The organism is Pseudomonas sp. MBLB4136 (assembly GCF_051904765.1).
Lineage (GTDB): Bacteria > Pseudomonadota > Gammaproteobacteria > Pseudomonadales > Pseudomonadaceae > Aquipseudomonas.
The window spans coordinates 759,127-783,498 of record NZ_CP196713.1; the positions used below are offsets into that span (position 1 = coordinate 759,127).

The following is a 24,372-nucleotide window of genomic DNA, read 5'->3' on the forward strand; positions in this document are numbered from 1 at the left end:
CGGGCGGCAGTCAGGCCTGCCCATTCCTGTCCCCTCTCTCTGTCCTCTGTGCCGCTGGCCTTCTTGCTAGTGCGCACTGGGTGTTCTCTCGCTGGGCTTCGGTGCTCCCCTATCTGTATTCGTTCGATAGGGCGGCCATGTATGGTGCTTGGTTGTGGGTGCCTTCTATGCGGCTATTGGGTTTCTGCTTGGTATCGGTCTACGGCTATTTCGGTCCGGACGGTTTGGGCTGTAGACGACGCTCTGGGTCTCGGGCGCACGGGTCACGTCAATTCCCTGGAATTGGGATGAGAGGGGGCTGTAGTAAGGCGTTCGCGCTATGTATTGGAAAGAATTCGATAAAGAGTTGACCTGCTGCGTGCGGGGCCTATAATGCGCGCCTTCTCCGGCGTAAGCCTCTTATAAAACGCTTTGCAAAACAAAGGGTTAAGTTTAGATAAGGGGTTGCAACGCAGCGCAGGCGGCGTAGAATGCGTCGGGCTGACAGGGTGGCAAGTTGATCCTGTCGGTGCTTCGATTGAGTGGGGCGAGAGCGGTTGAAAAGGTGGTTGACAGTGGTTTTGAGCGCTGTAGAATTCGCCTCCCGCTGACGAGAAGCTGAAGGTTGATCGAAGGCGCAGGTGGTTGAAGTAGAAAAGAAATTTTCGAAACTGCTTGACGGAAGATGAGGCTGCTGTAGAATGCGCGCCTCGGTTGAGACGAAAGACTTAACCAACTGTTCTTTAACAACTGAATCAAGCAATTCGTGTGGGTGCTTGTGGGGTAAGACTGATAGTCAACTGATTATCAGCATCACAAAGCAACACTCGTTAATTCGAGAGTTAACTCTTTTAAGTAAGAGGTTTGCGATTGCTGAGCCAAGTTTAGGGTTTTCTCAAAACCCAAGCAGTATTGAACTGAAGAGTTTGATCATGGCTCAGATTGAACGCTGGCGGCAGGCCTAACACATGCAAGTCGAGCGGATGAGGGTAGCTTGCTACCTGATTCAGCGGCGGACGGGTGAGTAATGCCTAGGAATCTGCCTGGTAGTGGGGGACAACGTTTCGAAAGGAACGCTAATACCGCATACGTCCTACGGGAGAAAGTGGGGGATCTTCGGACCTCACGCTATCAGATGAGCCTAGGTCGGATTAGCTAGTTGGTGAGGTAATGGCTCACCAAGGCGACGATCCGTAACTGGTCTGAGAGGATGATCAGTCACACTGGAACTGAGACACGGTCCAGACTCCTACGGGAGGCAGCAGTGGGGAATATTGGACAATGGGCGAAAGCCTGATCCAGCCATGCCGCGTGTGTGAAGAAGGTCTTCGGATTGTAAAGCACTTTAAGTTGGGAGGAAGGGTTGTAACCTAATACGTTGCAATTTTGACGTTACCGACAGAATAAGCACCGGCTAACTCTGTGCCAGCAGCCGCGGTAATACAGAGGGTGCAAGCGTTAATCGGAATTACTGGGCGTAAAGCGCGCGTAGGTGGTTTGTTAAGTTGGATGTGAAAGCCCCGGGCTCAACCTGGGAACTGCATCCAAAACTGGCAAGCTAGAGTACGGTAGAGGGTGGTGGAATTTCCTGTGTAGCGGTGAAATGCGTAGATATAGGAAGGAACACCAGTGGCGAAGGCGACCACCTGGACTGATACTGACACTGAGGTGCGAAAGCGTGGGGAGCAAACAGGATTAGATACCCTGGTAGTCCACGCCGTAAACGATGTCAACTAGCCGTTGGAATCCTTGAGATTTTAGTGGCGCAGCTAACGCATTAAGTTGACCGCCTGGGGAGTACGGCCGCAAGGTTAAAACTCAAATGAATTGACGGGGGCCCGCACAAGCGGTGGAGCATGTGGTTTAATTCGAAGCAACGCGAAGAACCTTACCTGGCCTTGACATGCTGAGAACTTTCCAGAGATGGATTGGTGCCTTCGGGAACTCAGACACAGGTGCTGCATGGCTGTCGTCAGCTCGTGTCGTGAGATGTTGGGTTAAGTCCCGTAACGAGCGCAACCCTTGTCCTTAGTTACCAGCACGTTATGGTGGGAACTCTAAGGAGACTGCCGGTGACAAACCGGAGGAAGGTGGGGATGACGTCAAGTCATCATGGCCCTTACGGCCAGGGCTACACACGTGCTACAATGGTCGGTACAAAGGGTTGCCAAGCCGCGAGGTGGAGCTAATCCCATAAAACCGATCGTAGTCCGGATCGCAGTCTGCAACTCGACTGCGTGAAGTCGGAATCGCTAGTAATCGTGAATCAGAATGTCACGGTGAATACGTTCCCGGGCCTTGTACACACCGCCCGTCACACCATGGGAGTGGGTTGCACCAGAAGTAGCTAGTCTAACCGCAAGGGGGACGGTTACCACGGTGTGATTCATGACTGGGGTGAAGTCGTAACAAGGTAGCCGTAGGGGAACCTGCGGCTGGATCACCTCCTTAATCGACGACATCAGCTTCCTTATAAGCTCCCACACGAATTGCTTGATTCATTGCGAAAGACGATTGGGTCTGTAGCTCAGTTGGTTAGAGCGCACCCCTGATAAGGGTGAGGTCGGCAGTTCGAATCTGCCCAGACCCACCAATTGTTGTGGGGTTTGGCCTTGGTAGAATATGGGGCCATAGCTCAGCTGGGAGAGCGCCTGCCTTGCACGCAGGAGGTCAGCGGTTCGATCCCGCTTGGCTCCACCACTTACAGCATCGTTGTGTAGAGTTCAGAAATGAACATTCCTGAGATCGTCAGTTGAATGTTGATTTCTGGTCTTTGACCAGTACGAAAATCGTTCTTTAAAAATTTGGGTATGTGATAGAAGTGACTGATTAATTACTTTCACTGGTAATTAATTTGGTCAAGGTAAAATTTGCGTTGTTCTCAAGTGCAAATTTTCGGCGAATGTCGTCTTCACGTTATAGACAATAACCAGATTGCTTGGGGTTATATGGTCAAGTGAAGAAGCGCATACGGTGGATGCCTTGGCAGTCAGAGGCGATGAAAGACGTGGTAGCCTGCGATAAGCTTCGGGGAGTCGGCAAACAGACTTTGATCCGGAGATCTCTGAATGGGGGAACCCACCCAGCATAAGCTGGGTATCACACACTGAATACATAGGTGTGTGAGGCGAACCAGGGGAACTGAAACATCTAAGTACCCTGAGGAATAGAAATCAACCGAGATTCCCTTAGTAGTGGCGAGCGAACGGGGACTAGCCCTTAAGCTTCTTTGATTTTAGCGGAACGCTCTGGAAAGTGCGGCCATAGTGGGTGATAGCCCTGTACGCGAAAGGATCTTAGAAGTGAAATCGAGTAGGACGGAGCACGAGAAACTTTGTCTGAATATGGGGGGACCATCCTCCAAGGCTAAATACTACTGACTGACCGATAGTGAACCAGTACCGTGAGGGAAAGGCGAAAAGAACCCCGGAGAGGGGAGTGAAATAGAACCTGAAACCGTATGCGTACAAGCAGTGGGAGCCTACTTTGTTGGGTGACTGCGTACCTTTTGTATAATGGGTCAGCGACTTATATTCAGTGGCGAGCTTAACCGAATAGGGGAGGCGTAGCGAAAGCGAGTCTTAATAGGGCGTTTAGTCGCTGGGTATAGACCCGAAACCGGGCGATCTATCCATGGGCAGGTTGAAGGTTAGGTAACACTGACTGGAGGACCGAACCGACTACCGTTGAAAAGTTAGCGGATGACCTGTGGATCGGAGTGAAAGGCTAATCAAGCTCGGAGATAGCTGGTTCTCCTCGAAAGCTATTTAGGTAGCGCCTCGTGTATCACTGCTGGGGGTAGAGCACTGTTTCGGCTAGGGGGTCATCCCGACTTACCAAACCGATGCAAACTCCGAATACCAGCAAGTGTCAGCACGGGAGACACACGGCGGGTGCTAACGTCCGTCGTGAAAAGGGAAACAACCCAGACCGTCAGCTAAGGTCCCAAAGTTATGGTTAAGTGGGAAACGATGTGGGAAGGCTTAGACAGCTAGGAGGTTGGCTTAGAAGCAGCCACCCTTTAAAGAAAGCGTAATAGCTCACTAGTCGAGTCGGCCTGCGCGGAAGATGTAACGGGGCTCAAACCATACACCGAAGCTACGGGTTCATCTTAGGATGAGCGGTAGAGGAGCGTTCTGTAAGCCTGTGAAGGTGAGTTGAGAAGCTTGCTGGAGGTATCAGAAGTGCGAATGCTGACATGAGTAACGACAATGCGAGTGAAAAACTCGCACGCCGAAAGACCAAGGTTTCCTGCGCAACGTTAATCGACGCAGGGTGAGTCGGCCCCTAAGGCGAGGCAGAAATGCGTAGTCGATGGGAAACGGGTTAATATTCCCGTACTTCTAGTTACTGCGATGGAGGGACGGAGAAGGCTAGGCCAGCACGGCGTTGGTTGTCCGTGTTTAAGGTGGTAGGCAGAGTGCTTAGGTAAATCCGGGCGCTTAATGCCGAGAGCTGATGACGAGCGTTCTTTTAGAATGCGAAGTGGTTGATGCCATGCTTCCAGGAAAAGCTTCTAAGCTTCAGGTAACTAGGAACCGTACCCCAAACCGACACAGGTGGTTAGGTAGAGAATACCAAGGCGCTTGAGAGAACTCGGGTGAAGGAACTAGGCAAAATGGCACCGTAACTTCGGGAGAAGGTGCGCCGGTGAGGGTGAAGCATTTACTGCGTAAGCTCATGCCGGTCGAAGATACCAGGCCGCTGCGACTGTTTATTAAAAACACAGCACTCTGCAAACACGAAAGTGGACGTATAGGGTGTGACGCCTGCCCGGTGCCGGAAGGTTAATTGATGGGGTTAGCGAAAGCGAAGCTCTTGATCGAAGCCCCGGTAAACGGCGGCCGTAACTATAACGGTCCTAAGGTAGCGAAATTCCTTGTCGGGTAAGTTCCGACCTGCACGAATGGCGTAACGATGGCGGCGCTGTCTCCACCCGAGACTCAGTGAAATTGAAATCGCTGTGAAGATGCAGTGTATCCGCGGCTAGACGGAAAGACCCCGTGAACCTTTACTATAGCTTTGCACTGGACTTTGAGTTTACTTGTGTAGGATAGGTGGGAGGCTTTGAAGCGTGGACGCCAGTTCGCGTGGAGCCATCCTTGAAATACCACCCTGGTAACCTTGAGGTTCTAACTCTGGTCCGTTATCCGGATCGAGGACAGTGTATGGTGGGTAGTTTGACTGGGGCGGTCTCCTCCTAAAGAGTAACGGAGGAGTACGAAGGTGCGCTCAGACCGGTCGGAAATCGGTCGTAGAGTATAAAGGCAAAAGCGCGCTTGACTGCGAGACAGACACGTCGAGCAGGTACGAAAGTAGGTCTTAGTGATCCGGTGGTTCTGTATGGAAGGGCCATCGCTCAACGGATAAAAGGTACTCCGGGGATAACAGGCTGATACCGCCCAAGAGTTCATATCGACGGCGGTGTTTGGCACCTCGATGTCGGCTCATCACATCCTGGGGCTGAAGCCGGTCCCAAGGGTATGGCTGTTCGCCATTTAAAGTGGTACGCGAGCTGGGTTTAGAACGTCGTGAGACAGTTCGGTCCCTATCTGCCGTGGACGTTTGAGATTTGAGAGGGGCTGCTCCTAGTACGAGAGGACCGGAGTGGACGAACCTCTGGTGTTCCGGTTGTCACGCCAGTGGCATTGCCGGGTAGCTATGTTCGGAAAAGATAACCGCTGAAAGCATCTAAGCGGGAAACTTGCCTCAAGATGAGATCTCACTGGAGCCTCGAGCTCCCTAAAGGGCCGTCGAAGACTACGACGTTGATAGGTGGGGTGTGTAAGCGCTGTGAGGCGTTGAGCTAACCCATACTAATTGCCCGTGAGGCTTGACCATATAACACCCAAACAATTTGTTGTTTGTGTGTCAGACGGCTGAAGTCGACAACAAACCGAAAATTTGCCAGAACACGCAATACCGCATATCACATACCCAATTCGGGGAAGCGCCTCAACCGCGACTCCCCTGCTGAATTGCTTGACGACCATAGAGCGTTGGAACCACCTGATCCCATCCCGAACTCAGTAGTGAAACGATGCATCGCCGATGGTAGTGTGGGGTTTCCCCATGTGAGAGTAGGTCATCGTCAAGCACCTATCCCAAACCCCCGACCCGCGTAAGCAGGTCGGGGGTTTGTCTTTGTGCGCAGGAAAAGTCCGTTGGGCTTCACTGGAAGTCGCGGCTGCGCACCGCCAGCCCGGCCAACAGCGGGGTCAGGTCCAGCAGGCGGCCGGCGATCACATGGCGGACGTCCGAGGCCTCTTCCAGATGGCCATCGACCTGCAGCAACTGCGCTTCCAGCAGCACGCGGCGCTGACGTTCTGCCAGGTCGCGCCAGACCACCACATTGATCATGCCGTGTTCGTCCTCCAGGGAGACAAAGGTCACGCCGGCGGCGGTTTGCGGACGCTGGCGACCGACCACCAGGCCGGCGACGCTGAGGCTACGGCCATGGCCGATAGCCCGTAGCTCTCGCGAGCTGCGACAGCGTCTGCGCTCCAGCTCGCCGCGCAGCAAGGACAGCGGGTGGGGCCCAAGGGTGGTGCCCAGCGTGGCGTAGTCGGCCTGCAGGTTTTCCCCTAGCGTCGGCTGGGGCAGGGGGACTGGCGCCTCGGCCTGGGCGGGCAGGTGGGCGAACAGGGGCGTCTGCTCCTCGATACCGGCGACTGACCAGCGAGCCCGGTGACGGTCGCCGGCCAGTCCCTGCAGGCCGCCGGCGTCGGCCAGTTGGGCGAGGGTGCGGGAGTCGAGCTCGGCGCGCCTGGCCAGGTCGTACGCATCCTCAAAGGGGGCTGCTGTTCTGGCCGCTTCGATACGCCGCCCAGCGGATTCGTGCAGGCCGCGGACCATGCGCAAGCCGAGGCGGATGGCCGCTTGGCCAGTGTCGGTCTCCAGGGTGCAATCCCAGTTGCTGCAACACACGTCCGCAGGGCGCGTCTCGATTCCGTGGCGGCGGGCGTCCTGCAGCAGCTGGTCGGGGCTGTAGAAGCCCATCGGCCAGCTGTTGATCAGGGCGCAGGTGAAGGCCGCCGGTTCGTGGCACTTGAGCCAGCAACTGGCGTAGGTCAGCAGGGCGAAGCTGGCGGCATGGGACTCGGGGAAACCATAGCTGCCGAAGCCCTTGATCTGCTCGAAGATGCGCGCGGCGAATTCGCCGCTATAGCCGCGGGCGAGCATGCCCTGGGTCAGACGCTGGCGATGTGGCTCGAGGCCGCCATGGCGTTTCCAGGCGGCCATGGCGCGACGCAGCTGGTCAGCTTCGCCCGGACTGTAGCCGGCCGCGACTATGGCCAGCTCCATGACCTGCTCCTGGAACAGCGGAACGCCGAGGGTACGCTCGAACACCTGGCGCAGTTCCTCCGAGGGATAGCTGACCGCTTCCTCGCCATTGCGCCGGCGCAGGTAGGGGTGGACCATGTCGCCCTGGATCGGCCCCGGGCGGACGATGGCGACTTCGATGACCAGATCGTAGAAGCACCTGGGCTTGAGTCGCGGCAACATGGCCATCTGCGCCCGCGACTCGATCTGGAACACGCCGATGGTGTCGGCGCGGCTGATCATCGCGTAGGTCTGCGGGTCTTCGGCCGGGATGCTGGCCAGGCTCAGGTCGCGGCCACGATAGCGGCGCAGCAGGTCGAAGGTGCGGCGCAGGGCGCTGAGCATGCCCAGGGCGAGGATGTCGACCTTGAGCAGGCCGAGCATGTCCAGGTCGTCCTTGTCCCACTGGATGATGGTGCGCTCGGCCATGGCTGCGTTTTCCACCGGTACCAGGCTGTGCAGGGGCTGCTCGGAGATGACGAAACCGCCCGGATGCTGGGACAGGTGGCGGGGGAAGCCGATCAGCTCGGCGCTGAGGGTCAGCACCCGGCGCAGCAGCGGACTGTCGGGATCGAAACCGGCCTCCAGCAGCTGCTCGGCCGGCGGCAGTCGGTCGCTCCAGCGTCCGCAGCAGGCGGCCAGGGCGTTGAGCTGGTCAGGTGGCAGGCCGAGGGCCTTGCCGACATCGCGCACGGCGCCGGCGCCATGGTAGGTGCTGACCACGGCGGTGAGCGCGGCACGCTCGCGGCCATAGCGCTGGAACACATACTGCAGCACTTCTTCCCGGCGCTCGTGCTCGAAGTCGACGTCGATGTCCGGCGGCTCGTTGCGCTCCCGGGAGATGAAGCGCTCGAACAGCATGTTCATCCGCGCCGGATCCAGTTCGGTGATGCCCAGGGCGTAGCACACCGCCGAGTTGGCCGCCGAACCGCGGCCCTGGCAGAGGATGTTCTGGCTGCGGGCGAAGCGCACGATGTCGTGCACCGTGAGGAAATAGCTCTCATAGCCCAGCTCGGCGATCAGCGCCAGTTCGCGCTCGATCAGCTGCCGGGCTTTCTGTGGCGCGCCCTGGGGCCAGCGCCAGGCCATGCCCTGCTCGGTCAGTTGGCGCAGCCAGGTGCTTGGCGTCTGGCCCTGGGGGACCAGTTCGCGCGGGTATTGGTAGTGCAGTTCGCTGAGGTCGAACCGACAGCGCCGGGCAATGCGCAAGGTCTCTTCCAGCAGTTGCGGGGGATAGAGCCCGGCCAGCGCCTGCGGGGCGCGCAGGTGGCGTTCGCCATTGGCGAACAGCCGCAAGCCGGCTTCGCCGACCGGCTGGTGCAGGCGGATCGCCGTCATGCAGTCCTGCAAGGCGCGGCGGCCACGGGCGTGCATGTGCACGTCGCCACTGGCGACCAGCGGCAATTCCAGTTCGGCGGCCAGGACCTGCAGGTCAGCCAGGCGCTGGCTGTCGTCCGCGCCACGGTGCAGCTCCACCGCCAGCCACAGGCGCTCGGCAAATACGCCGCGCAGCCAATGGCCCTCGCTGGTATCGCCAGGCGAACCGGGCAACCAGAGCGCCAGCAGACCCTCGGTTGGCTCGGCGAAGTCGTCGCGGAGCAGGCGATAGTGGCCCTTGGCCGCGCGCCGCCGGGCCTTGCTGATCAGCCGGCACAGGTTCTGGTAGCCGCCGAGGTTTTCCACCAGCAGGACCAACTTGGGCCCCTCCTCGATGCGCAGCTCGCTGCCGACGATCAGCGGCACGCTGCTGTCCTTGGCTGCCTGCCAGGCACGTACGATGCCGGCCAGGCTGCATTCGTCGGTGATGGCCAGGGCCCGGTAGCCCAGGCGGGCGGCGCGGCTGAAGAGTTCTCCGGCGCTGGAGGCGCCGCGCTGGAAGCTGAAGTTGGACAGGCAGTGCAGCTCGGCGTAGTCGACGCTCATGCGAACCACCCGTGCAGCCATAGCGGCCCCGCCGAGCCGACCGGGCGGTAGGCCCAGGCGCGCTGGCCCGAGCGAGTCTCGATCAGGTAATAGTCGCGGCGCATATCGTTACCGTCCCACCAGCCGGACTCGATGCGTTCCGGGCCGGCGAGCAGGCGCGGGGCCGCGTCGTCCAGGACCAGTGGCTCTGCGAGCAGCCAGCCGGGCCTGGGACCGGTCGCGCCGGGGACAGTCGTCGCGGCTGCGCTGTATGGCCGCCAGGCCTGTTCGGGGCGGTGATCGGCGTGCACGCCGAGGCCCTGCACCGCCGCGTCGCCCAGGCGCGCGCGCAGGCGTTCGCGCAGTTGCTCCCAGGCCAGCGTCTGTTGCGCACGTTCGTCGAACAGGTTGGCGTGCGCCGGGACGAAGTCCGGCAGGTCCCGGGCCTGCAGGCGCAGCGCCTCGACCGGGGCGGGCAGCTGCAGGCGTTCCAGGCGTTCGCGGGTCAGCTCGAACAACAGGGTTGCGTCGCGCTCGGCGCCGAGCAGGCCGACCGCCACCAGGCTGTCGGCGCGGGCCCGGTGTTCCAGGTGCAGGACGAAGCGCTGCACGCCGCTGTCGCGGCCGGCCAGGTAGGCGGCCAGATCGTGGATCAGGCGGCGCAGGGGAAACAGCAGGGCCTGGTGGGATTCGACGTCGAAGTTCAGCTCGATACGCTCATCGAAGTGGTCCGGCGGGCTGTAGTAGTCCAATGCCAATGGGCGCAGACCGAGCAGGGTGTCGAGGTGGAGCAGCACCTCGGCGGGGAAACGCCGGGCCAGGCCGTCGCGGGGCAGGACCAGGACCTGGCGCAGGGTGCGCAGGCCCATGCGGGCCAGGGCGCTGGCCACCTCGCGGGGCAGGCCGAGGTGCTCGATCGGCAGCTGTTCCAGCTGCTGGCGCAACGCGGCCGCATCGGCGATTGCCAGGCCGTCATGGACATTGGCCATCACCCTGGCTGCGGCCGGGTTCGGCGCCAGGGTGATGCGGTGGCGAAAGCCCAGGGCCTGCAGTTCGGCGCGCAGGCGCGCCTCGAAGCGCGGCCAGGGGCCGAACAGGGCGAGGCTGGATTCGACCTCCATGAGCAGCGCGCGCGGGTAGTGCAGGCTGATCTGGGAGCTGAAGCGATAGGCCCAGGCCGCCAGGAAGCGCTGGCAGCGCTCGATCTGCTGCGTGTCGTACTCGGCCGTGGCGAAATCGCGGCTCAGGGCCTGGGCGGCGTTCAGCGACTGGCCGGGACGCAGGCCGAGGGCGCGTGCGGCCGGATTGACCGCCTGCAGCACGCGCCGCTGCGCCGGCCCGCTGAGCAGCGCCAGGGGCGCAGCGGGATCGGCGCAGCGCCGCAGCACCGCATCCAGTGCCAGCTGCGGCAGCACTATGCAGGCCCAGCGCATGGCGGCTCACGCCCCGACGGCGAAGCACAGCGGCGTCGCCGGGGCCAGGCCGCCGCGACACTTGAGCACCCGGACCTGGCCCGGTCGGCCATCCAGGGCCAGGCGCAGGGCGGCCGGCGACGGGTTGTGCGCCTCGCGCAGCGGGCGGTAGGCGAACGCCAGGCTCTGGCCGTTTTCGGCGGCGACCTGCAGGCGCCGCAGGGCGCGGTCGTCGGCGCGCTCAGGCCAGCACAGCAGTGCTGCGCAGCTGCCCGAGCGCAGGCATTGTTCGGCCGCCCACAGGGCATCGCGGCCGCTCGCCTGGATTACCTCGAGGCGGCGCAGGTCGAGTCCGGCGGCCTGCCAGGCCGGGGCGTAGGGCACGAAGGGCGGCGCGACCAGGATCACCCGTTCGGCTGCCCGGGTCAGGCGCGCCAGGGTCGGCCACAGCAGGTGCAGTTCGCCGAGGCCAGGTCCGGGCATGAGGATCTCGGAGAGCGCCGACGCCGGCCAGCCACCCGTGGGCAGGGCGGCATCCAGCGCGGCATGGCCGCTCGGCTGTCGGCCGGCCGTCCGCGCGGCCGGCCGGCCACGCCACACCCGGCGCTCGTCGAGCAACCTGTCGAGGCTGACCACGGCGCTCATCGGCGTGGGCCTCGGCCGGCCCGGGTGAGGGCGCTGGAACAGGCTCGCGGTTCAATGACTGGTGTGTGGCGGGTAATGAGGCGCATGGGGAGGACTGCCGGAGGAGTTGTTGCCCCGGAGTGAGGCTTGCCGGTTAACTGTATATAAACACAGTAGTCTATCGGCGGGGTGACCGGCAAGCGCCCGGGCCTGGCAGCAGACGGGTGGACCAGGCCCGCTCGTCCTGGGCAAGGCTCCCGCGACCGTCGCTTCGCACTTCACCTGCTGGCGGTCGCGCTCGGCTAGAATAGGCGCACTTTTGCGAGAACCCGTTTATGTCCGATTCGGCCGACCTTCAGCCTTTGCCGGCGCTTGCCGTCGAGCAATTGATCGCCTGCCACGAATGCGACCTGCTGATGCGCAAGCCGGATACCGGTTATGACGAGCGGGTCGAGTGCCCGCGCTGCGGCTTCGAGCTGTATACCCATCGGCATCAGGTGGTGCGCCGCAGCCTGGCGCTGGTGATCACCGCCTTGTTGCTCTATGTGCCGGCCAACTTCCTGCCGATCATGCACCTCAACCTGCTCGGGCAGAGCAGCGAGGACACGGTGTGGAGCGGGGTGCTCGGGCTGTACGAGAGCGGCATGCAGGGCATCGCCGCGGTGGTGTTCCTTTGCAGCATGGCGGTGCCATTGCTCAAGCTGTTGTGCCAACTGGCGGTGCTGCTGAGCATCCGCCTGGACCTGGGGCGCAGCTACGGCCTGCTGCTGTACCGCATCTATCACCACCTGCGCGAGTGGGGCATGCTCGAGGTGTACCTGATGGGCATCCTGGTGGCCATGGTCAAGCTGGCCGACCTGGCCGAACTCAGCCTCGGCGTCGGGCTGTTCTGTTTCGTCGCGTTGTTGCTGATCCAGGTCTGGCTCGAGGTGAGCATGGCGCCGCACCAGATCTGGCAGGCGCTGTCGGGGGAGGACGTGCATGCGGGCGATTGATGCGGGGCTGCTGGTCTGCCACGAGTGCCACCTGCTCAACCCCGTGCAGGCCGGAGTCGCCCACCAGCACTGCGAGCGCTGCGGCGGCCTGCTGCACGCGCGGCGGCCGAACAGCCTGGCGCGCACCTGGGCGCTGCTGCTGACCGCGGCGATCCTCTATATCCCGGCCAACCTGCTGCCGATCATGACGGTCAACTCGCTGGGCAAGGGCCAGTCGGACACCATCATGTCCGGGGTGATCGAGCTGGTGCACCTGGGCATGCTGCCGATCGCCGCGGTGGTTTTCATCGCCAGCATCCTGGTGCCGACCTTCAAGCTGGTCGGCATCGCCCTGCTGCTGTATTCGGTGCAGCGCCACCAGCCGATGTCGCCGCGCCAGCGCATCTTCATGTTCCGCTTCATCGAGTGGATCGGCCGCTGGTCGATGCTCGACATCTTCGTCATCGCCATCCTGGTGGCGCTGGTCCGGTTCGGCAACCTGGCCAGCATCGAACCGGGGATGGGCGCGGTGGCCTTCGCCAGCGTGGTGATCCTGACCATGCTCGCCGCCCTGACCTTTGACCCACGCCTGATCTGGGATAACACGGAGTCGCAACACGACCATGAATGATCTGCCTCTGGCCAAAACCCGCCCGGCCTCCAATTGGTCGGCCATCTGGGTGCTGCCCATCCTCGCCCTGCTGATCGGCGGCTGGCTGGGCTGGCGCGCCTACAGCCAGGCGGGGATCGAGATCGAGGTGTTCTTCGACAGTGGCGCCGGCATCCAGGCCGGCAAGACCGAGGTCATCTACAAGGGCATGCCGATCGGCAAGGTCAAGGCCCTGGCCCTGGACGACAGTGGCGAGCAGCGCGGGGTGATCGCCAGCATCGAAATGAACCAGGAACTGGACGAGCAGCTGCGCGAAAACACCCGCTTCTGGCTGGTCAAGCCCAGCGTCAGCCTGGCCGGGATCACCGGCCTGGAAACCCTGGTGTCGGGCAACTACATCGCCGTCAGCCCGGGCGACGGGGAGCCGGCGAGGAAATTCCAGGCGCTGCCAGAGGCGCCGCCCTTGGCGGATGACCAGCCCGGCCTGCACCTGACCCTGAAGGCCGAGCGCCTGGGTTCCCTGAGCCGTGACAGCCCGGTCTTCTACAAGCAGATCCAGGTCGGCCGGGTGAAGAGCTACGAACTGGCCAGCGACCAGAGCACCATCGAGGTGAAGATCTTCATCGAGCCGACCTACGCCAGCCTGGTGCGCAAGCACACGCGTTTCTGGAACGCCAGCGGCATCAGCATCAACGCGGGGTTGTCGGGCTTCAAGTTGCGCAGCGAGTCCCTGGCCAGCATCGTCGCCGGCGGTATCGCCTTCGCCACGCCGGAGCACCGCAAGGACAGCCCGCCGACCGACCCGGTCTTCCCCTTCCGCCTCTACGAGGACTTCGACGCGGCCCAGGCCGGCATCCGGGTGCAGGTCAGGTTCAGCGACTTCGAAGGCCTGGAGGCCGGGCGCACGCCGGTGCTGTACAACGGCATCCAGGCCGGCAGCCTGAAGAGCCTCAAGGTCAGCGACGACCTGGCCTCGGCCACTGCCGAGCTGACCCTCGATCCGCGCACCGAGGACTATCTGGTCGAGGGTGCCGAGTTCTGGGTGGTCAAGCCGTCCATCTCGCTGGCCGGCATCACCGGCCTGGAAGCCCTGGTCAAGGGCAACTACATCGCCGTGCGCCCCGGCGAGAAGGGCGCCCCGGCCAAGCGCGAGTTCGAGGCACGGCCCAAGGCGCCGCCGCTGGACCTGGCCGCGCCGGGCCTGCATCTGGTGCTGCTGAGCGACAGTCGCGGTTCCCTGGAGGTCGGCAATCCGATCCTCTATCGCCAGGTCAAGGTCGGCTCGGTGCAGAGCGTGCAGCTGGCCCGCAACGACCAGCAGGTGGCCTTCGGCGTGCACATCGAGCCGGAGTACGCCCACTTGGTCAACAGCAGCACGCGCTTCTGGAACGCCAGCGGTATCACCCTCAAGGGTGGACTGTCCGGTATCGAGGTCAAGAGCGAGTCGCTGCAGACCCTGCTGGCCGGCGGCATCGCCTTCGAGACCCGCGACCCGCAGGCGCCGGTGGTGACCAAGCGGGTGCAGCGCTTCGCCCTGTACGACAGTCGCGACAGCGCGCTGCAGAACGGCGTGGCGATCAGCGTCCGCCTGGAGCGTGGCGACGGCCTGGGGCCGGGCACGGCCATTCGCTACCGTGGCCTGGACGTCGGCAAGGTCGAGCGCATCGAGCTCAGTGACGACCTGCAGAGCGTCATGTTGCACGGGCGGATCACCCTGGCGGCCGAGCGCATCGCCCGCGCCGGTTCGCAGTTCTGGGTGGTCAAACCGGAGCTGAGCCTGAGCCGGGTGACCAACCTCGACACCCTGGTCGGCGGCCAGTATCTGGAGGTGCTGCCGGCCGAGCGCGCTGGGCCCCAGCAGACCGCGTTCGTCGCCCTGGCGGCGCCGCCGAACCAGGCGCTGCGCGAAGCCGGGCTGCACCTGGTGCTCAGCGCCGCCAGCCGCAACTCGCTGAAGCCCGGCGAGCCGGTGACCTACCGCGAGGTGCCGGTGGGCAAGATAACCGGCGTCGAGCTGAGCCCCAGCGCCAACCGGGTGCTGGTCCACGTGCTGATCGAGCCGCGTTATGCAGTCCTGGTCCACGGCGGCAGCCGCTTCTGGGTCAGCAGCGGCATCGGCGTCGAGGCGAGCCTGTTCAAGGGGCTGAAGGTGCGCACCGAGTCCCTGGAGACCATCATCGCCGGTGGGGTGGCCTTCGCCACGCCGGAGGGCGAGGAGATGGGCGTGCGGGCCCTGCCGGGACAGACTTTCGCCCTGTTCGAGGAGGCCGAGGAGCACTGGCTGCGCTGGGCGCCGAAGATCGACCTGGCGCCGCAGTGAGGCGATGAAAAAGGGCCGCATCTGCGGCCCTTTTCATTGAGGCGGAAGGATCAGGCCGGTTCGGCACTGGCTTCTTCGTGGACGGCCTCGGTCTTGGCCGGTTCACGGGGGCGGATAAATTTCCAGTCGGCCTCGTCGATGTAGATGCCGGCCGGGCCGCTGCCGCCCTCCAGGTCGATGGCCACGTGGGCCGAGACCTGCGGTTTGACCGAGGCGAGGATGGGCACGAAGCCCAGCTGCAGGCTGGTCTCGATCAGCGCCTGCTGGTTGCGCTCGTCGATGTCGGCCGCCTCGTCCAGGTAGTAGGGCAGGCGCACGCGTCCGGCCTGCTCGCGGTCCATCAGGTGCAGCAGCAGGTACATGTTGGTCAGCGCCTTGATGGTCATGGTGGTGCCGTTGGACGCTGCCCCGTCGATGTCGGTGTGGATCACCGGCTGGCCACCGACCTTGGTGATCTCGAACGCCAGCTCGAACAGGTCTTTCAGGCCCAGCTGGTTCTGGTTGGCCGCCACCAGGCGCGCCAGGTACTCCTTGGCCTGCTCGTTCCTGGCGTCCTGCTCGCTGCTCTGCTGCAGGTCGAACACCGACAGGGTCTCGCCTTCCTCGTACTGGCCGGCGCTGTGGATGATCTGGTCGATGTGCTTGAGCGCCTCCTTGTTCGGCGCCAGGACGATGCGGAAGCTCGCCAGGTTGGAGACCTGGCGCTTGTTGATCTCGCGGTTGAACAGCGCCAGCTGGTGTTCCAGGTTGTCGTAGTCGCTGCGGATATTGCGCAGGGTGCGGGCGATATCGGTGACCGCGGCGCGGCGGGCCTTGGCCAGGGTCAGGGCCTCGTCCTGGCGATGGGCGTAGGCGTTGACCAGCAGTTGCAGGCGGCGCTCGACATCGTCCTCGCTGTCGAACTTGGCCACGCCCTTGAGGCGCACCTGGGCATACAGCGCCTCGATCTGCCCGTCCACGCGCTGCAGGCCCTGCCAGGCGTCCTGGTAGTCGTTGAGCAGCGGCAGCAGGTTGTCCAGCGAGTCGTCCACCGGGTCGGTGAAGGGCGTGCCGAACGGCAGGTCGGCCGGCAGCAGCTGGCGGCGGCGCAGGGCGTCGTCCAGGGTGCGCTGCTTGGCTTCCAGGTCGGCCAGCTGGCGGCCGACCAGCTGCAACTTGGCCGACAGCTGCTGCACGCGCTCGGCGAAGGCGTCGCTGGTACGGCGCAGTTCGTCCTGGGCGGCCTCCAGCTGCGCCAGCTGCTCCAGCTTGCCGGCTTCTTCGACGGCCAGGGTCTGGCTGCGGCGGTAATCCTCCAGGGCCTTCTGCGCATCCAGCACGGCCTGGTACAGCGCCTCGGCCTGGGCCTTGCTCGCGGCGCGGTCGGCGGCCACCGCCTGCTGGGTCTTGAGCTGCTTGAGCTCGCGCTCCAGGCGGTCCTTCTGGTCGCGCAGGGCGGCGCGGTCGGCCAACGCCTGCAGGGCCGGCGGCTCGATATGGGACAGGTCGATGGACAGGCCCGGGGCCTCGAAACGCTCGCCCTTGAAGCCATCGAGCACCGCTTCCAGGGATCTGACCCAGGCCTCGCCGTCGTCCAGGGCGATGCCCTTCTCGCCCAGCGGCAGGCTGAACAGCTGGCCGTTGAACAGGCGCATCAGGCGGTCGACATCGGCCTGGCTGAACTCCTCGCGCAGCCTGGCGTAGCTGTTGTTGTCGGCGTGGTCGAGCTGCTGCCTGACCGACTTGAGGCGCTTTTCCAGGTCGCGCAGGCGCTCGTCCAGGTCTTCACTGGAGAACTGCCGCGACTGCGCCAGGGCGCCGGCCAGCTCGTCGTGGGCGTCCTTGGCCGCCAGCAGCTGGGCCTCCAGCACCTGGGCATTGTCGATCAGGGCGAAACGATTCTTCAGCACGGACAGCTCGCCGAGCCAGCGCTGGATCTCGCTGATCGCCCGCTCCAGGCGCATCAGCTCGGCGGTGCCACCGCGCTGCTCCTGCTGCAGGCCATCCTGCTCGCGCTGGTAGTGCTCGGCCTGGATCACCAGCTCCTCGCGGCGGGCGCCGGCATAGTCCTGCCAGGTGCCGAGCAGCGAGTCGAGCAGCGGCGAGAGGCGGTGCAGCTTGCCGCGCAGCTGCTCGCGCTGGGCCACGCCGGCGGCCAGGGCCTCGATCAGCGGGCCGGCGCCGACCAGGGCCTGGTAGTCCTGCTCCATGCGCCGCACGTCGCGGAAGGCCTCCTCGGTGGCGGCGATGTAGTCGACGCTGCCCGAGCGCAGGCTGTGCTCGAAGGCGTCGAGGAACAGCTGCTTGAGCTTGGCCGCGGTGATCTCGCGCATATGCAGCAGGTTGATAAACAGCGCGCGGAAGGTCTTCAGGCTCTGCTCGCTGGTCGAGCGCAGCGGGATCAGGGTCAGGTCCAGGGGGATCGAGGTGTGGCCGCCGACCAGCAGGCGGCGCAGTTCGTCCGGCTTGAGCTCGAAGGCCTTGATGCCGGCCCGCTCGAGGTTGTTGAACAGTTCGCGCTGGCGCAGGCAGGTGCCGTTGTTCTGGTAGTGCTCCAGGTCCAGCTCGCCCTGGTAGGCGAAGAACTGGTGGCCGAAGCCGCCGCCGGGGCCGCGCCCGGCCACGCCGATGACGTGGGGTCCGTGGGGCAGGGCGACCTCGACGAGGATGTAGCTGGTGTCGCTGGCGAAGTAGAACCTGCGCGACTGCTCCAGGCTGTACTTGCCGAAGCTCATGTCCGACATGCGCGCCAGGATCGGGAACTGCAGGGCGTTGATCGAGGCGGACTTGCCCAGGTTGTTGGCGCCATACACCGACAGCGGGTTCTCCAGGGGGAACAGGCCGAGGCTGTAGCCGGCGGTATTCAGCAGGGCGAAGCGGCGAATGCCGTAGCGTTCCTGGCTCATGCGAGGGTCTCCTGCAGGGCGCGTTCTTCGGCCAGGGCGCGGGCCAGGGCCTGTTCTTCGGATTCGTCGGATTCATCGGCGCCGTCGTCGAGGGCGATCAGCGCCTCACCGCTGTCGTCGTCGATCAGCACCGGCGCCGGCAGGGGCAGGTCGTTGCTGTGCAGGCTGGCGGCCAGGTCGCGGTCGTGCTGCACCGCCAGGCAGACATCGAGGAAGCGGTGCATCGGCGCGAGGAAGCGGTACACGCCGTTGCTGTCCGCGGCGAAACCGAGCTGGGTCAGGCGGCGGATGACCTTGTCCTCCAGCTCCTCCTGGGTGGTGACCTCGGCCTGGAGGAACAGGTCGCGGTACTTGTCCAGCAGCGCCGGCAGCTCGTCGCGGCCGATGCTGCCGCCGTCCAGCACGCTGAGCGGGTCGCGGCCCTGGTCGGCCAGGTGCTCGACCAGGATGAAGGTGAACAGCGCCAGGCGCTGGGCGGTCTTGTTGACCTGGGCGCCCATCTGCTCGGGGACGAAGTAGTAGAAACCGCGCGGGTCGCACACCAGCTCGAAGCCGAGGGCCTTGAACAGTGCGCGGTACTGGTCCTGCTGGCTGGACAGCTGGGCGTAGCACTCCGGCTCGCTGCGCGACAGGTGGTAGCCCTTGAACAGCTCGCGGAAGATCGCCGAGAGCTGGGTCATTTCTTTCAAATCGATATTCATGCGGAGGTCATTCCTGGCGCAGGCTTGATCAGGGCGTAGGAGCTCAGGCTGAGCTGATGCTCGCGGGTCAGGTAGTCACGGCGCTCCAGGCGCTCGCGCTGGAAGCGGGCGTCGCGGGACAGGCGCGAGAACCAGTAGAGCAGCTCGTCGGTGGCGCCTTCGGGCTCCTGGTCGAGCAGCCAGAGCATCAGGTCCGGCAGCGGCAGGGCCTGCTCGCAGCGTTCGAGCATCTCGCGGGCGGTGCGCGGCGCCTTGGGGCCGACCTGCTTGCGCGTGCCGCTGGCCTTGGGGAAGTGGCTGGGCTTGGGCTCGAAGCGGGCCAGGGCATAGACATAGGCCTCGACCTGGGACGCGCTGCCGAGGAAGGTGCTCTGCGGCCGGCTGAACAGCGGCAGGGCGGCCTGGGGCACGGCGTCCAGGCCCTTCTTGCGGATCACCGACAGGGCCAGGGCGGCGCCACGGGTCACCGCGTTGTGCCGGCGTGCCTCCTCGCGCAGCGGCAGCAGCAGTTCGCGGGCGCGGCGCAGGGTCAGCTGGGCGGTGGTCTGCATTTCCAGGATGCGCGCGTGGGTGCGCAGCAGCAGGTCGTCGTCGACCAGCTGGCCGAGGCGCTGCTGCTCACCGAGCAGGCGCAGCAGCACGTGCTCGACGCGGTACACGCCCTGCTCGAAGGCACCGTCGGCGGCGACCAGCTGGATCATCGGCTCGACGTACTCGTCCCAGGTCGCCAGCACTTCGGCGTAGCGTTGGCGCAGGGGAATCTGCCGGTCGCTGGTCTTGGCCCGCTCGGCCACGGCGACCAGCGCCTGTTCGTCGTTGGCCAGCTTCTTCAGTACGTCGCGCACGCGCATGTCGAGCAGGCGCAGCTGGCGCGCCAGGTCGGCGGCGTCGCGCACCTCGAAGGCATCCTTGATATAGCCGGCCAGGCGCTCGAGGTGGCGCAGGTAGGCCTCGATCTCCAGGCATAAACCCAAACGGTGTTCACGCCGCAGGTAGGCGAGGAAGTCGTGGATCTGCGCGTTGAGCTCGAAGCGGTTGGGGCTCTTGGCCACCGGCACCAGGATGTCCAGGCGGATCCACTGGTCGAGCAGGGCGGTGATGTCCACCGGCGTGCTGTCCGGCAGTTGCGCATTGAGCTGGTTGCGCAGCTCGACCAGGCTCAGGGTGCCGGCATCGAAGCGCTCGCACAGCGGCTCGAGCAGGGTCCAGTGTTCGGCGAGGGCGCGCAGTACGCGCTTGGGGTCGATCATCGCAGGGCCGGTCGCTCAGTCGGAAAAAACGCCGATTGTACTGCATCGCATGGCCCGTGCCGGAACCCCTGCCGATCGGAGGCGCTTCCCCTCGCGCAAAGGCGGAGCCAGGCCATCGAGGCGGCGATTGCCGAGCATCTGCTCGGCCTGTATGACCCTTGCTGAGCATGGCCCGCGCCATCGGTCGTGAGCGCCAGCACGCGGCTTATAGCTAGCCGGGCTGACCGCATAGCCGTTGCAGGCTTTCCGTGAGCCCGGTTTCACGCCACAATTCCTCAATTGAGTGCCGCCACCAGCAGGCACTATCTGCCTGAGTCCCGCCGTATCCAAGGCCGGGCCACGAGGAGTCGAGCATGAGCAGCAGCGATCGTGTCATTATTTTCGATACCACCCTGCGCGACGGCGAGCAGAGCCCCGGTGCGTCCATGACCGGCGAAGAAAAGCTGCGCATCGCCAAGGCCCTGGAGCGCCTGCGGGTCGACGTGATCGAGGCCGGCTTCGCCATCGCCAGCCCGGGTGACTTCGCCGCGGTCAAGGCGATTGCCGACAGCATCAAGGACAGCACCGTGTGCAGCCTCTCCAGGGCCGTGGACGCCGATATCGACCGCGCCGCCGAGGCGCTGAAGAACGCCAACTCCGGGCGCATCCACACCTTTATCGCCACCAGCCCGATCCACATGCAGTACAAGCTGCGCATGCAGCCGGACCAGGTGGTCGAGCAGGCGGTGCACGCGGTCAAGCGCGCGCGCAACCTGTGCAGCGATGTGGAGTTCTCCTGCGAGGATGCCGGGCGTTCGGAGATCGACTTCCTCTGCCGCATCATCGAGGCGGCCATCGACGCCGGCGCACGCACCATCAATATCCCCGACACCGTCGGCTACGCCATTCCGCACCAGTACGCCGAGACCATCCGCCAGCTGCTGCAGCGCATCCCCAATGCCGACAAGGCGGTGTTCTCGGTGCACTGCCACAACGATCTGGGCCTGGCCGTGGCCAACTCCCTGGCCGCGGTGGTGGCCGGCGCGCGGCAGGTGGAATGCACCATCAACGGCCTCGGCGAGCGCGCCGGCAACGCCGCCCTGGAAGAGATCGTCATGGCGATCAAGACCCGCGCGGACCTGCTCGGCGTGCACACCAACATCGACACCCCGCACATCCTCAGCACCTCGCGCATGGTCTCCGGCATCACCGGCTTCCCGGTGCAGCCGAACAAGGCCATCGTCGGCGCCAACGCCTTCGCCCACGAGTCGGGTATCCACCAGGACGGCATCCTCAAGCACCGCGAGACCTACGAGATCATGTCGGCGCAGTCGGTCGGCTGGCACACCAACAAGCTGTCCCTGGGCAAGTTGAGCGGGCGCAACGCCTTCCGCTCGCGTCTGGACGAGCTGGGCATTTCCCTGTCCAGCGAGGCCGAGCTGAACGCGGCATTTGCCCGCTTCAAGGAGCTGGCCGACAAGAAGCACGAGATCTTCGACGAGGACCTGCAGGCGCTGGTCTCCGACACCCTGGGCGAGGAAGCGCCGGAGCACTTCAAGCTGATCAGCCTGGAAGTTGCCAGCAAGACCGGCAGCGTGCCCCAGGCCAAGCTGGTGCTCAGCGTCGATGGCACCGAGCATGCGGCCCAGGCCCAGGGCTCGGGGCCGGTGGACGCGACCTTCAAGGCCATCGAGTCGGTCGCCGCGTCCACGGCCAACCTGCAGCTGTACTCGGTCAATGCCATCACCCAGGGCACCGATTCCCAGGGCGAGGTCACGGTGCGCCTGGAGAAGGCTGGACGCATCGTCAACGGCAATGGCGCCGACACCGACATCCTGGTGGCCTCGGCCAAGGCCTATATCAATGCCCTGAACCTGATGCAGGCCGGGCAGAAGGCCCATCCGCAGGTGGCTGACGTTTGATCGCAGAACTGCGCCGCCGTGCCTATCTGAGCGCCATGCAGGTGGCCAGCTGGCTGCCGCGGGTGGAGCTGCCGTTCGCCGCGCCGTCGCGGCCGGAGTTGCTGGCGCCGCCCGAGCCGGAGCAGCCGGCCGACGAGGCGCCGGCGGTGCAGGCGCTGCGCGAGAGCGTGGCACCGACGCCCGTCGCCCCACCCAGCGAGCGGCCGAAGGTCGAGGTGCCGCGCCCCGCGGCTACTGCCCGTGGCGCCAAGCCCGCGGCGGATGAGCCCACGGGCGAGTCGCCCGCGGCGGGCAAGCCTGTGGTGGTGGTGCCGCCGCGCTTTGCCCTGCAACTGCTGCGCGCTGGCGACTGCGCCCTGCTGGTCGAGCTGCCCACCGGCGAGCCGCTGCAGGGGCGTGATCCGGCCTACCTGCTGCTCAAGGACCTGCTGCGCGCCGCCGGATTGCCGGACAGCCCACAGCTGGTCGGTGAGCCGGTGCGCTGGCCGCTGCTGGTGCGCGGCAATATGGACCAGGGGCCGCAGGCGGCGCTGGAGTTCGTGCAGAGCTTCGTCGGCGCCCGCCTCGAGGAGCAGGCGCCCTGTGCCTGCCTGTGGCTGGTCGGCCTGCCGGCCGTGCGTTTTGCCGGCGAGGCCGACGCCGAGTCCTATAACCGCGAGTTGCAGATCGAGGGACTGGGCGCGGCCTGGGCCTTGCCGGGCCTGGAGCTGCTGATGGACGAACCGCAGCGCAAGCGTGAACTGTGGCAGGCGATGCGGCGGGTACGCCAACGCTGGATGAGTCAGGCGCAATGAGTGATGCAATAAGCTTCCGCCCGATGACCGAGGCAGATCTCGAGGCCGTGCTGAAAATCGAGTACGCCGCCTTCAGCCATCCCTGGACCCGCGGCATCTTCACCGACAGCATCAAGTCCTACGACTGCTGGGTGATGTTCGAGGGTAGCCAGCAGGTCGGCCATGGGGTGATCAACGTGATCATCGACGAGGCCCACCTGCTCAACATCACCGTCAAGCCGCAAAGCCAGGGGCGCGGCCTGGGCCTGCGTCTGCTCGAGTTCCTCATGCAGCGGGCCATGCAGCTCAAGGCCGGCGAATGCTTCCTCGAGGTGCGCGCCAGCAATCAGGCGGCCTACCGCCTGTACGAGCGTTACGGATTCAATGAAATCGGCCGGCGGCGCGATTACTACCCGGCAGTCGGGGGGCGCGAGGATGCCCTGGTGATGGCCTGCACCCTGATCGACTGAGCGCCTAGCGATCTTCCTTGGGCGTGGCGCCTCGAGGCGCCCGTTCGTCATCCTTCAGGCTGAAGTCGAGGTCATCCTCGTCGATGATGCTCAGTTCATGGTCTGCCGGCTGGTCGCCACCTTCCTCGTAGGGCGAGCGGGCGCCGTCTTCGTGGATCAGGTCCTCCAGGTCCGCATCGTCCTTGTCGGGGCCATGGCCCGGCGGGGCATCGTCGCTCAGGCCGGCTTCGCGGCGCTGGATGTGCTCGAACTCTTCGATCAGCTCATGCTCATCCTCGAGCTCATCGAGCAGCGGCTCTTCGACGTCGTCCAGAACCGGATCCTCTCGCGGCTTCTTGGTCGAACCGGACCCGCTCGCGGGTGGGGTGACAGGCATCAGTCCTTCTCCTCTGCAGCGGTTACCTAGGGTTTACGCTAGCAGTGGCGCAAGCGTGCGCGGCCGCTGCCTGACCGGCGGCCCCGCCGCAGAGGCCCGACCGTGGCTCGCAGGCAACTGCCGGTGATGGCCGGCAACCCGACCTGTGACTGCGTGAGGCGGTAACCTGTCAAAAGCCACGAACGCTCCGTATGGTGAGCATCGGCAATTTACGGAGCAAAAGGCATGAGCGATCTACAGCACCTTTTCGACAACAACGCCCGCTGGGCCGAGGCGATCAACCAGGAAGACCCGGAGTTCTTCGCCAAGCTGGCCCGCCAGCAGGTGCCGGAGTACCTGTGGATCGGCTGCTCGGACGCGCGGGTGCCGGCCAACGAGATCGTTGGTCTGCTGCCGGGCGACCTGTTCGTCCACCGCAACGTCGCCAACGTGGTGCTGCACACCGACCTCAACTGCCTGTCGGTGATCCAGTACGCGGTCGACGTGCTCAAGGTCAAACACATCCTGGTCACCGGCCACTACGGCTGCGGCGGCGTGCGCGCCTCGATGCAGGACGCCCAGTACGGCCTGATCGATGGCTGGCTGCGTTCGATCCGCGATCTCTACTACGAGCATCACGAGGACCTGGCGCAGCTGCCCGACGAAGAGACGCGGGTCGACCGCATGTGCGAGTTGAACGTGATCCAGCAGGTGGCCAACGTCAGCCATACCACCATCGTGCAGAACGCCTGGCATCGCGGCCAGGCGCTGTCGGTGCACGGCTGCATCTACGGCATCAAGGACGGACGCTGGAAGAACCTCGACGTCACCGTCAGCGGTATCGAGCAGTTGCCGCCGCAATACCGCCTGCGTCCGCTGCGTCAGGTCTGAAG

Annotated in this window: 14 protein-coding genes, 2 tRNA genes and 3 rRNA genes; 12 read left to right on the plus strand and 7 right to left on the minus strand. The window is 64.3% G+C overall.

Annotated features, from left to right (window positions below; all coding sequences use genetic code 11):
* Window positions 1-893: 893 nt before the first annotated feature.
* The 5 genes from ACSX1D_RS03310 (at window position 894) to rrf (ending at window position 6,076) form a co-directional block, all read left to right on the plus strand.
* A 16S ribosomal RNA gene (locus ACSX1D_RS03310) occupies window positions 894-2,430 on the plus strand.
* Window positions 2,431-2,495: 65 nt separating this feature from the next.
* Window positions 2,496-2,572: transfer RNA gene (locus tag ACSX1D_RS03315), tRNA-Ile, on the plus strand.
* A 31-nt stretch (window positions 2,573-2,603) separates the two neighbouring features.
* Window positions 2,604-2,679: transfer RNA gene (locus ACSX1D_RS03320), tRNA-Ala, on the plus strand.
* A 250-nt stretch (window positions 2,680-2,929) separates the two neighbouring features.
* Window positions 2,930-5,820: ribosomal RNA gene (locus tag ACSX1D_RS03325) — 23S ribosomal RNA — on the plus strand.
* A gap of 140 nt (window positions 5,821-5,960) precedes the next feature.
* Window positions 5,961-6,076 (plus strand): 5S ribosomal RNA (gene rrf / locus ACSX1D_RS03330).
* Together the 16S, 23S and 5S rRNA genes with 2 tRNA genes alongside form the textbook arrangement of a ribosomal RNA operon.
* A gap of 74 nt (window positions 6,077-6,150) precedes the next feature.
* Here rrf and ACSX1D_RS03335 read toward each other — a convergent pair.
* From ACSX1D_RS03335 to imuA, 3 genes are read right to left on the minus strand one after another with little or no spacing between them, the layout of a single operon-like run.
* Entirely contained in the window at window positions 6,151-9,246 is a 3,096-nt protein-coding gene (locus ACSX1D_RS03335) for an error-prone DNA polymerase (protein WP_439860965.1), read from the minus strand.
* Window positions 9,222-10,637, minus strand: coding sequence for a Y-family DNA polymerase (locus ACSX1D_RS03340; protein WP_439860966.1), 1,416 nt, complete (start codon window positions 10,635-10,637; stop codon window positions 9,222-9,224). Before ACSX1D_RS03340 ends, ACSX1D_RS03335 begins: the two co-directional genes overlap by 25 nt.
* A gap of 6 nt (window positions 10,638-10,643) precedes the next feature.
* Window positions 10,644-11,261 (minus strand): translesion DNA synthesis-associated protein ImuA, encoded by a 618-nt coding sequence (gene imuA, locus ACSX1D_RS03345; RefSeq protein WP_439860967.1) that lies wholly within the window; start codon window positions 11,259-11,261, stop codon window positions 10,644-10,646.
* A gap of 314 nt (window positions 11,262-11,575) precedes the next feature.
* Between imuA and ACSX1D_RS03350 the strand changes: the two genes are divergently transcribed.
* The 3 genes from ACSX1D_RS03350 to ACSX1D_RS03360 are packed head-to-tail and all read left to right on the plus strand — an operon-like array spanning window position 11,576 to window position 15,144.
* Window positions 11,576-12,235 (plus strand): paraquat-inducible protein A, encoded by a 660-nt coding sequence (locus tag ACSX1D_RS03350; protein WP_439860968.1) that lies wholly within the window; start codon window positions 11,576-11,578, stop codon window positions 12,233-12,235.
* On the plus strand, window positions 12,222-12,845 hold the full coding sequence (locus ACSX1D_RS03355; RefSeq protein ID WP_208708383.1) for a paraquat-inducible protein A: 624 nt from the start codon (window positions 12,222-12,224) through the stop codon (window positions 12,843-12,845). Before ACSX1D_RS03350 ends, ACSX1D_RS03355 begins: the two co-directional genes overlap by 14 nt.
* Window positions 12,838-15,144 (plus strand): MlaD family protein, encoded by a 2,307-nt coding sequence (locus tag ACSX1D_RS03360; protein WP_439860969.1) that lies wholly within the window; start codon window positions 12,838-12,840, stop codon window positions 15,142-15,144. The genes ACSX1D_RS03355 and ACSX1D_RS03360 overlap by 8 nt, the downstream gene beginning before the upstream one ends.
* A gap of 50 nt (window positions 15,145-15,194) precedes the next feature.
* On the opposite strand, the gene mksF is transcribed toward ACSX1D_RS03360, so the two are convergent.
* From mksF to mksB, 3 genes are read right to left on the minus strand one after another with little or no spacing between them, the layout of a single operon-like run.
* A complete protein-coding gene (gene mksF / locus ACSX1D_RS03365) occupies window positions 15,195-18,029 on the minus strand; it encodes an Mks condensin complex protein MksF (RefSeq protein WP_439860970.1) in 2,835 nt (944 codons plus the stop codon).
* Window positions 18,026-18,730 (minus strand): Mks condensin complex protein MksE, encoded by a 705-nt coding sequence (gene mksE / locus ACSX1D_RS03370; protein WP_439860971.1) that lies wholly within the window; start codon window positions 18,728-18,730, stop codon window positions 18,026-18,028. The genes mksF and mksE overlap by 4 nt, the downstream gene beginning before the upstream one ends.
* Window positions 18,727-19,980, minus strand: a complete 1,254-nt coding sequence (mksB, locus tag ACSX1D_RS03375; protein ID WP_439860972.1) for an Mks condensin complex protein MksB — start codon at window positions 19,978-19,980, stop codon at window positions 18,727-18,729. The genes mksE and mksB overlap by 4 nt, the downstream gene beginning before the upstream one ends.
* A 353-nt stretch (window positions 19,981-20,333) precedes the next feature.
* Here mksB and ACSX1D_RS03380 point away from each other — a divergent pair, with 353 nt between their 5' ends.
* Genes ACSX1D_RS03380 through rimI form a run of 3 tightly spaced genes read left to right on the plus strand, consistent with a single transcriptional unit; the run spans window position 20,334 to window position 23,124 of the window.
* Window positions 20,334-21,881 carry a 2-isopropylmalate synthase gene (locus ACSX1D_RS03380; RefSeq protein ID WP_439860973.1) on the plus strand — a complete coding sequence of 516 codons (1,548 nt, stop codon included), beginning with the start codon at window positions 20,334-20,336 and terminating at the stop codon, window positions 21,879-21,881.
* Window positions 21,878-22,675, plus strand: a complete 798-nt coding sequence (locus ACSX1D_RS03385; RefSeq protein ID WP_439860974.1) for an energy transducer TonB — start codon at window positions 21,878-21,880, stop codon at window positions 22,673-22,675. The genes ACSX1D_RS03380 and ACSX1D_RS03385 overlap by 4 nt, the downstream gene beginning before the upstream one ends.
* Window positions 22,672-23,124 carry a ribosomal protein S18-alanine N-acetyltransferase gene (gene rimI, locus ACSX1D_RS03390; protein WP_208708390.1) on the plus strand — a complete coding sequence of 151 codons (453 nt, stop codon included), beginning with the start codon at window positions 22,672-22,674 and terminating at the stop codon, window positions 23,122-23,124. The genes ACSX1D_RS03385 and rimI overlap by 4 nt, the downstream gene beginning before the upstream one ends.
* A gap of 4 nt (window positions 23,125-23,128) precedes the next feature.
* Here the strand turns inward: rimI and ACSX1D_RS03395 are convergent, their stop codons facing one another.
* The gene (locus ACSX1D_RS03395) at window positions 23,129-23,500 is read right to left on the minus strand and encodes a serine kinase/phosphatase (protein ID WP_208708391.1); all 372 of its coding nucleotides are present in this window, start codon (window positions 23,498-23,500) and stop codon (window positions 23,129-23,131) included.
* A gap of 225 nt (window positions 23,501-23,725) precedes the next feature.
* On the opposite strand from ACSX1D_RS03395, the gene can reads away from it, so the two are divergent.
* Window positions 23,726-24,370: a carbonate dehydratase gene (gene can, locus ACSX1D_RS03400; RefSeq protein ID WP_439860975.1), complete on the plus strand. Its 645-nt coding sequence runs from the start codon at window positions 23,726-23,728 to the stop codon at window positions 24,368-24,370.
* Window positions 24,371-24,372 lie beyond the last annotated feature (2 nt).

Excerpts from the sequence above, each read along its gene's own strand:
- mksF (WP_439860970.1), bottom strand. The coding sequence starts at position 18,029 with ATGAGCCAGGAACGCTACGGCATTCGCCGCTTCGCCCTGCTGAATACC.
- imuA (WP_439860967.1), bottom strand. The coding sequence starts at position 11,261 with ATGAGCGCCGTGGTCAGCCTCGACAGGTTGCTCGACGAGCGCCGGGTG.
- ACSX1D_RS03360 (WP_439860969.1), top strand. The coding sequence starts at position 12,838 with ATGAATGATCTGCCTCTGGCCAAAACCCGCCCGGCCTCCAATTGGTCG.
- ACSX1D_RS03395 (WP_208708391.1), bottom strand. The coding sequence starts at position 23,500 with ATGCCTGTCACCCCACCCGCGAGCGGGTCCGGTTCGACCAAGAAGCCG.
- ACSX1D_RS03340 (WP_439860966.1), bottom strand. The coding sequence starts at position 10,637 with ATGCGCTGGGCCTGCATAGTGCTGCCGCAGCTGGCACTGGATGCGGTG.
- ACSX1D_RS03355 (WP_208708383.1), top strand. The coding sequence starts at position 12,222 with ATGCGGGCGATTGATGCGGGGCTGCTGGTCTGCCACGAGTGCCACCTG.
- rimI (WP_208708390.1), top strand. The coding sequence starts at position 22,672 with ATGAGTGATGCAATAAGCTTCCGCCCGATGACCGAGGCAGATCTCGAG.
- can (WP_439860975.1), top strand. The coding sequence starts at position 23,726 with ATGAGCGATCTACAGCACCTTTTCGACAACAACGCCCGCTGGGCCGAG.
- ACSX1D_RS03380 (WP_439860973.1), top strand. The coding sequence starts at position 20,334 with ATGAGCAGCAGCGATCGTGTCATTATTTTCGATACCACCCTGCGCGAC.
- ACSX1D_RS03335 (WP_439860965.1), bottom strand. The coding sequence starts at position 9,246 with ATGGCTGCACGGGTGGTTCGCATGAGCGTCGACTACGCCGAGCTGCAC.
- ACSX1D_RS03350 (WP_439860968.1), top strand. The coding sequence starts at position 11,576 with ATGTCCGATTCGGCCGACCTTCAGCCTTTGCCGGCGCTTGCCGTCGAG.
- mksE (WP_439860971.1), bottom strand. The coding sequence starts at position 18,730 with ATGAATATCGATTTGAAAGAAATGACCCAGCTCTCGGCGATCTTCCGC.
- mksB (WP_439860972.1), bottom strand. The coding sequence starts at position 19,980 with ATGATCGACCCCAAGCGCGTACTGCGCGCCCTCGCCGAACACTGGACC.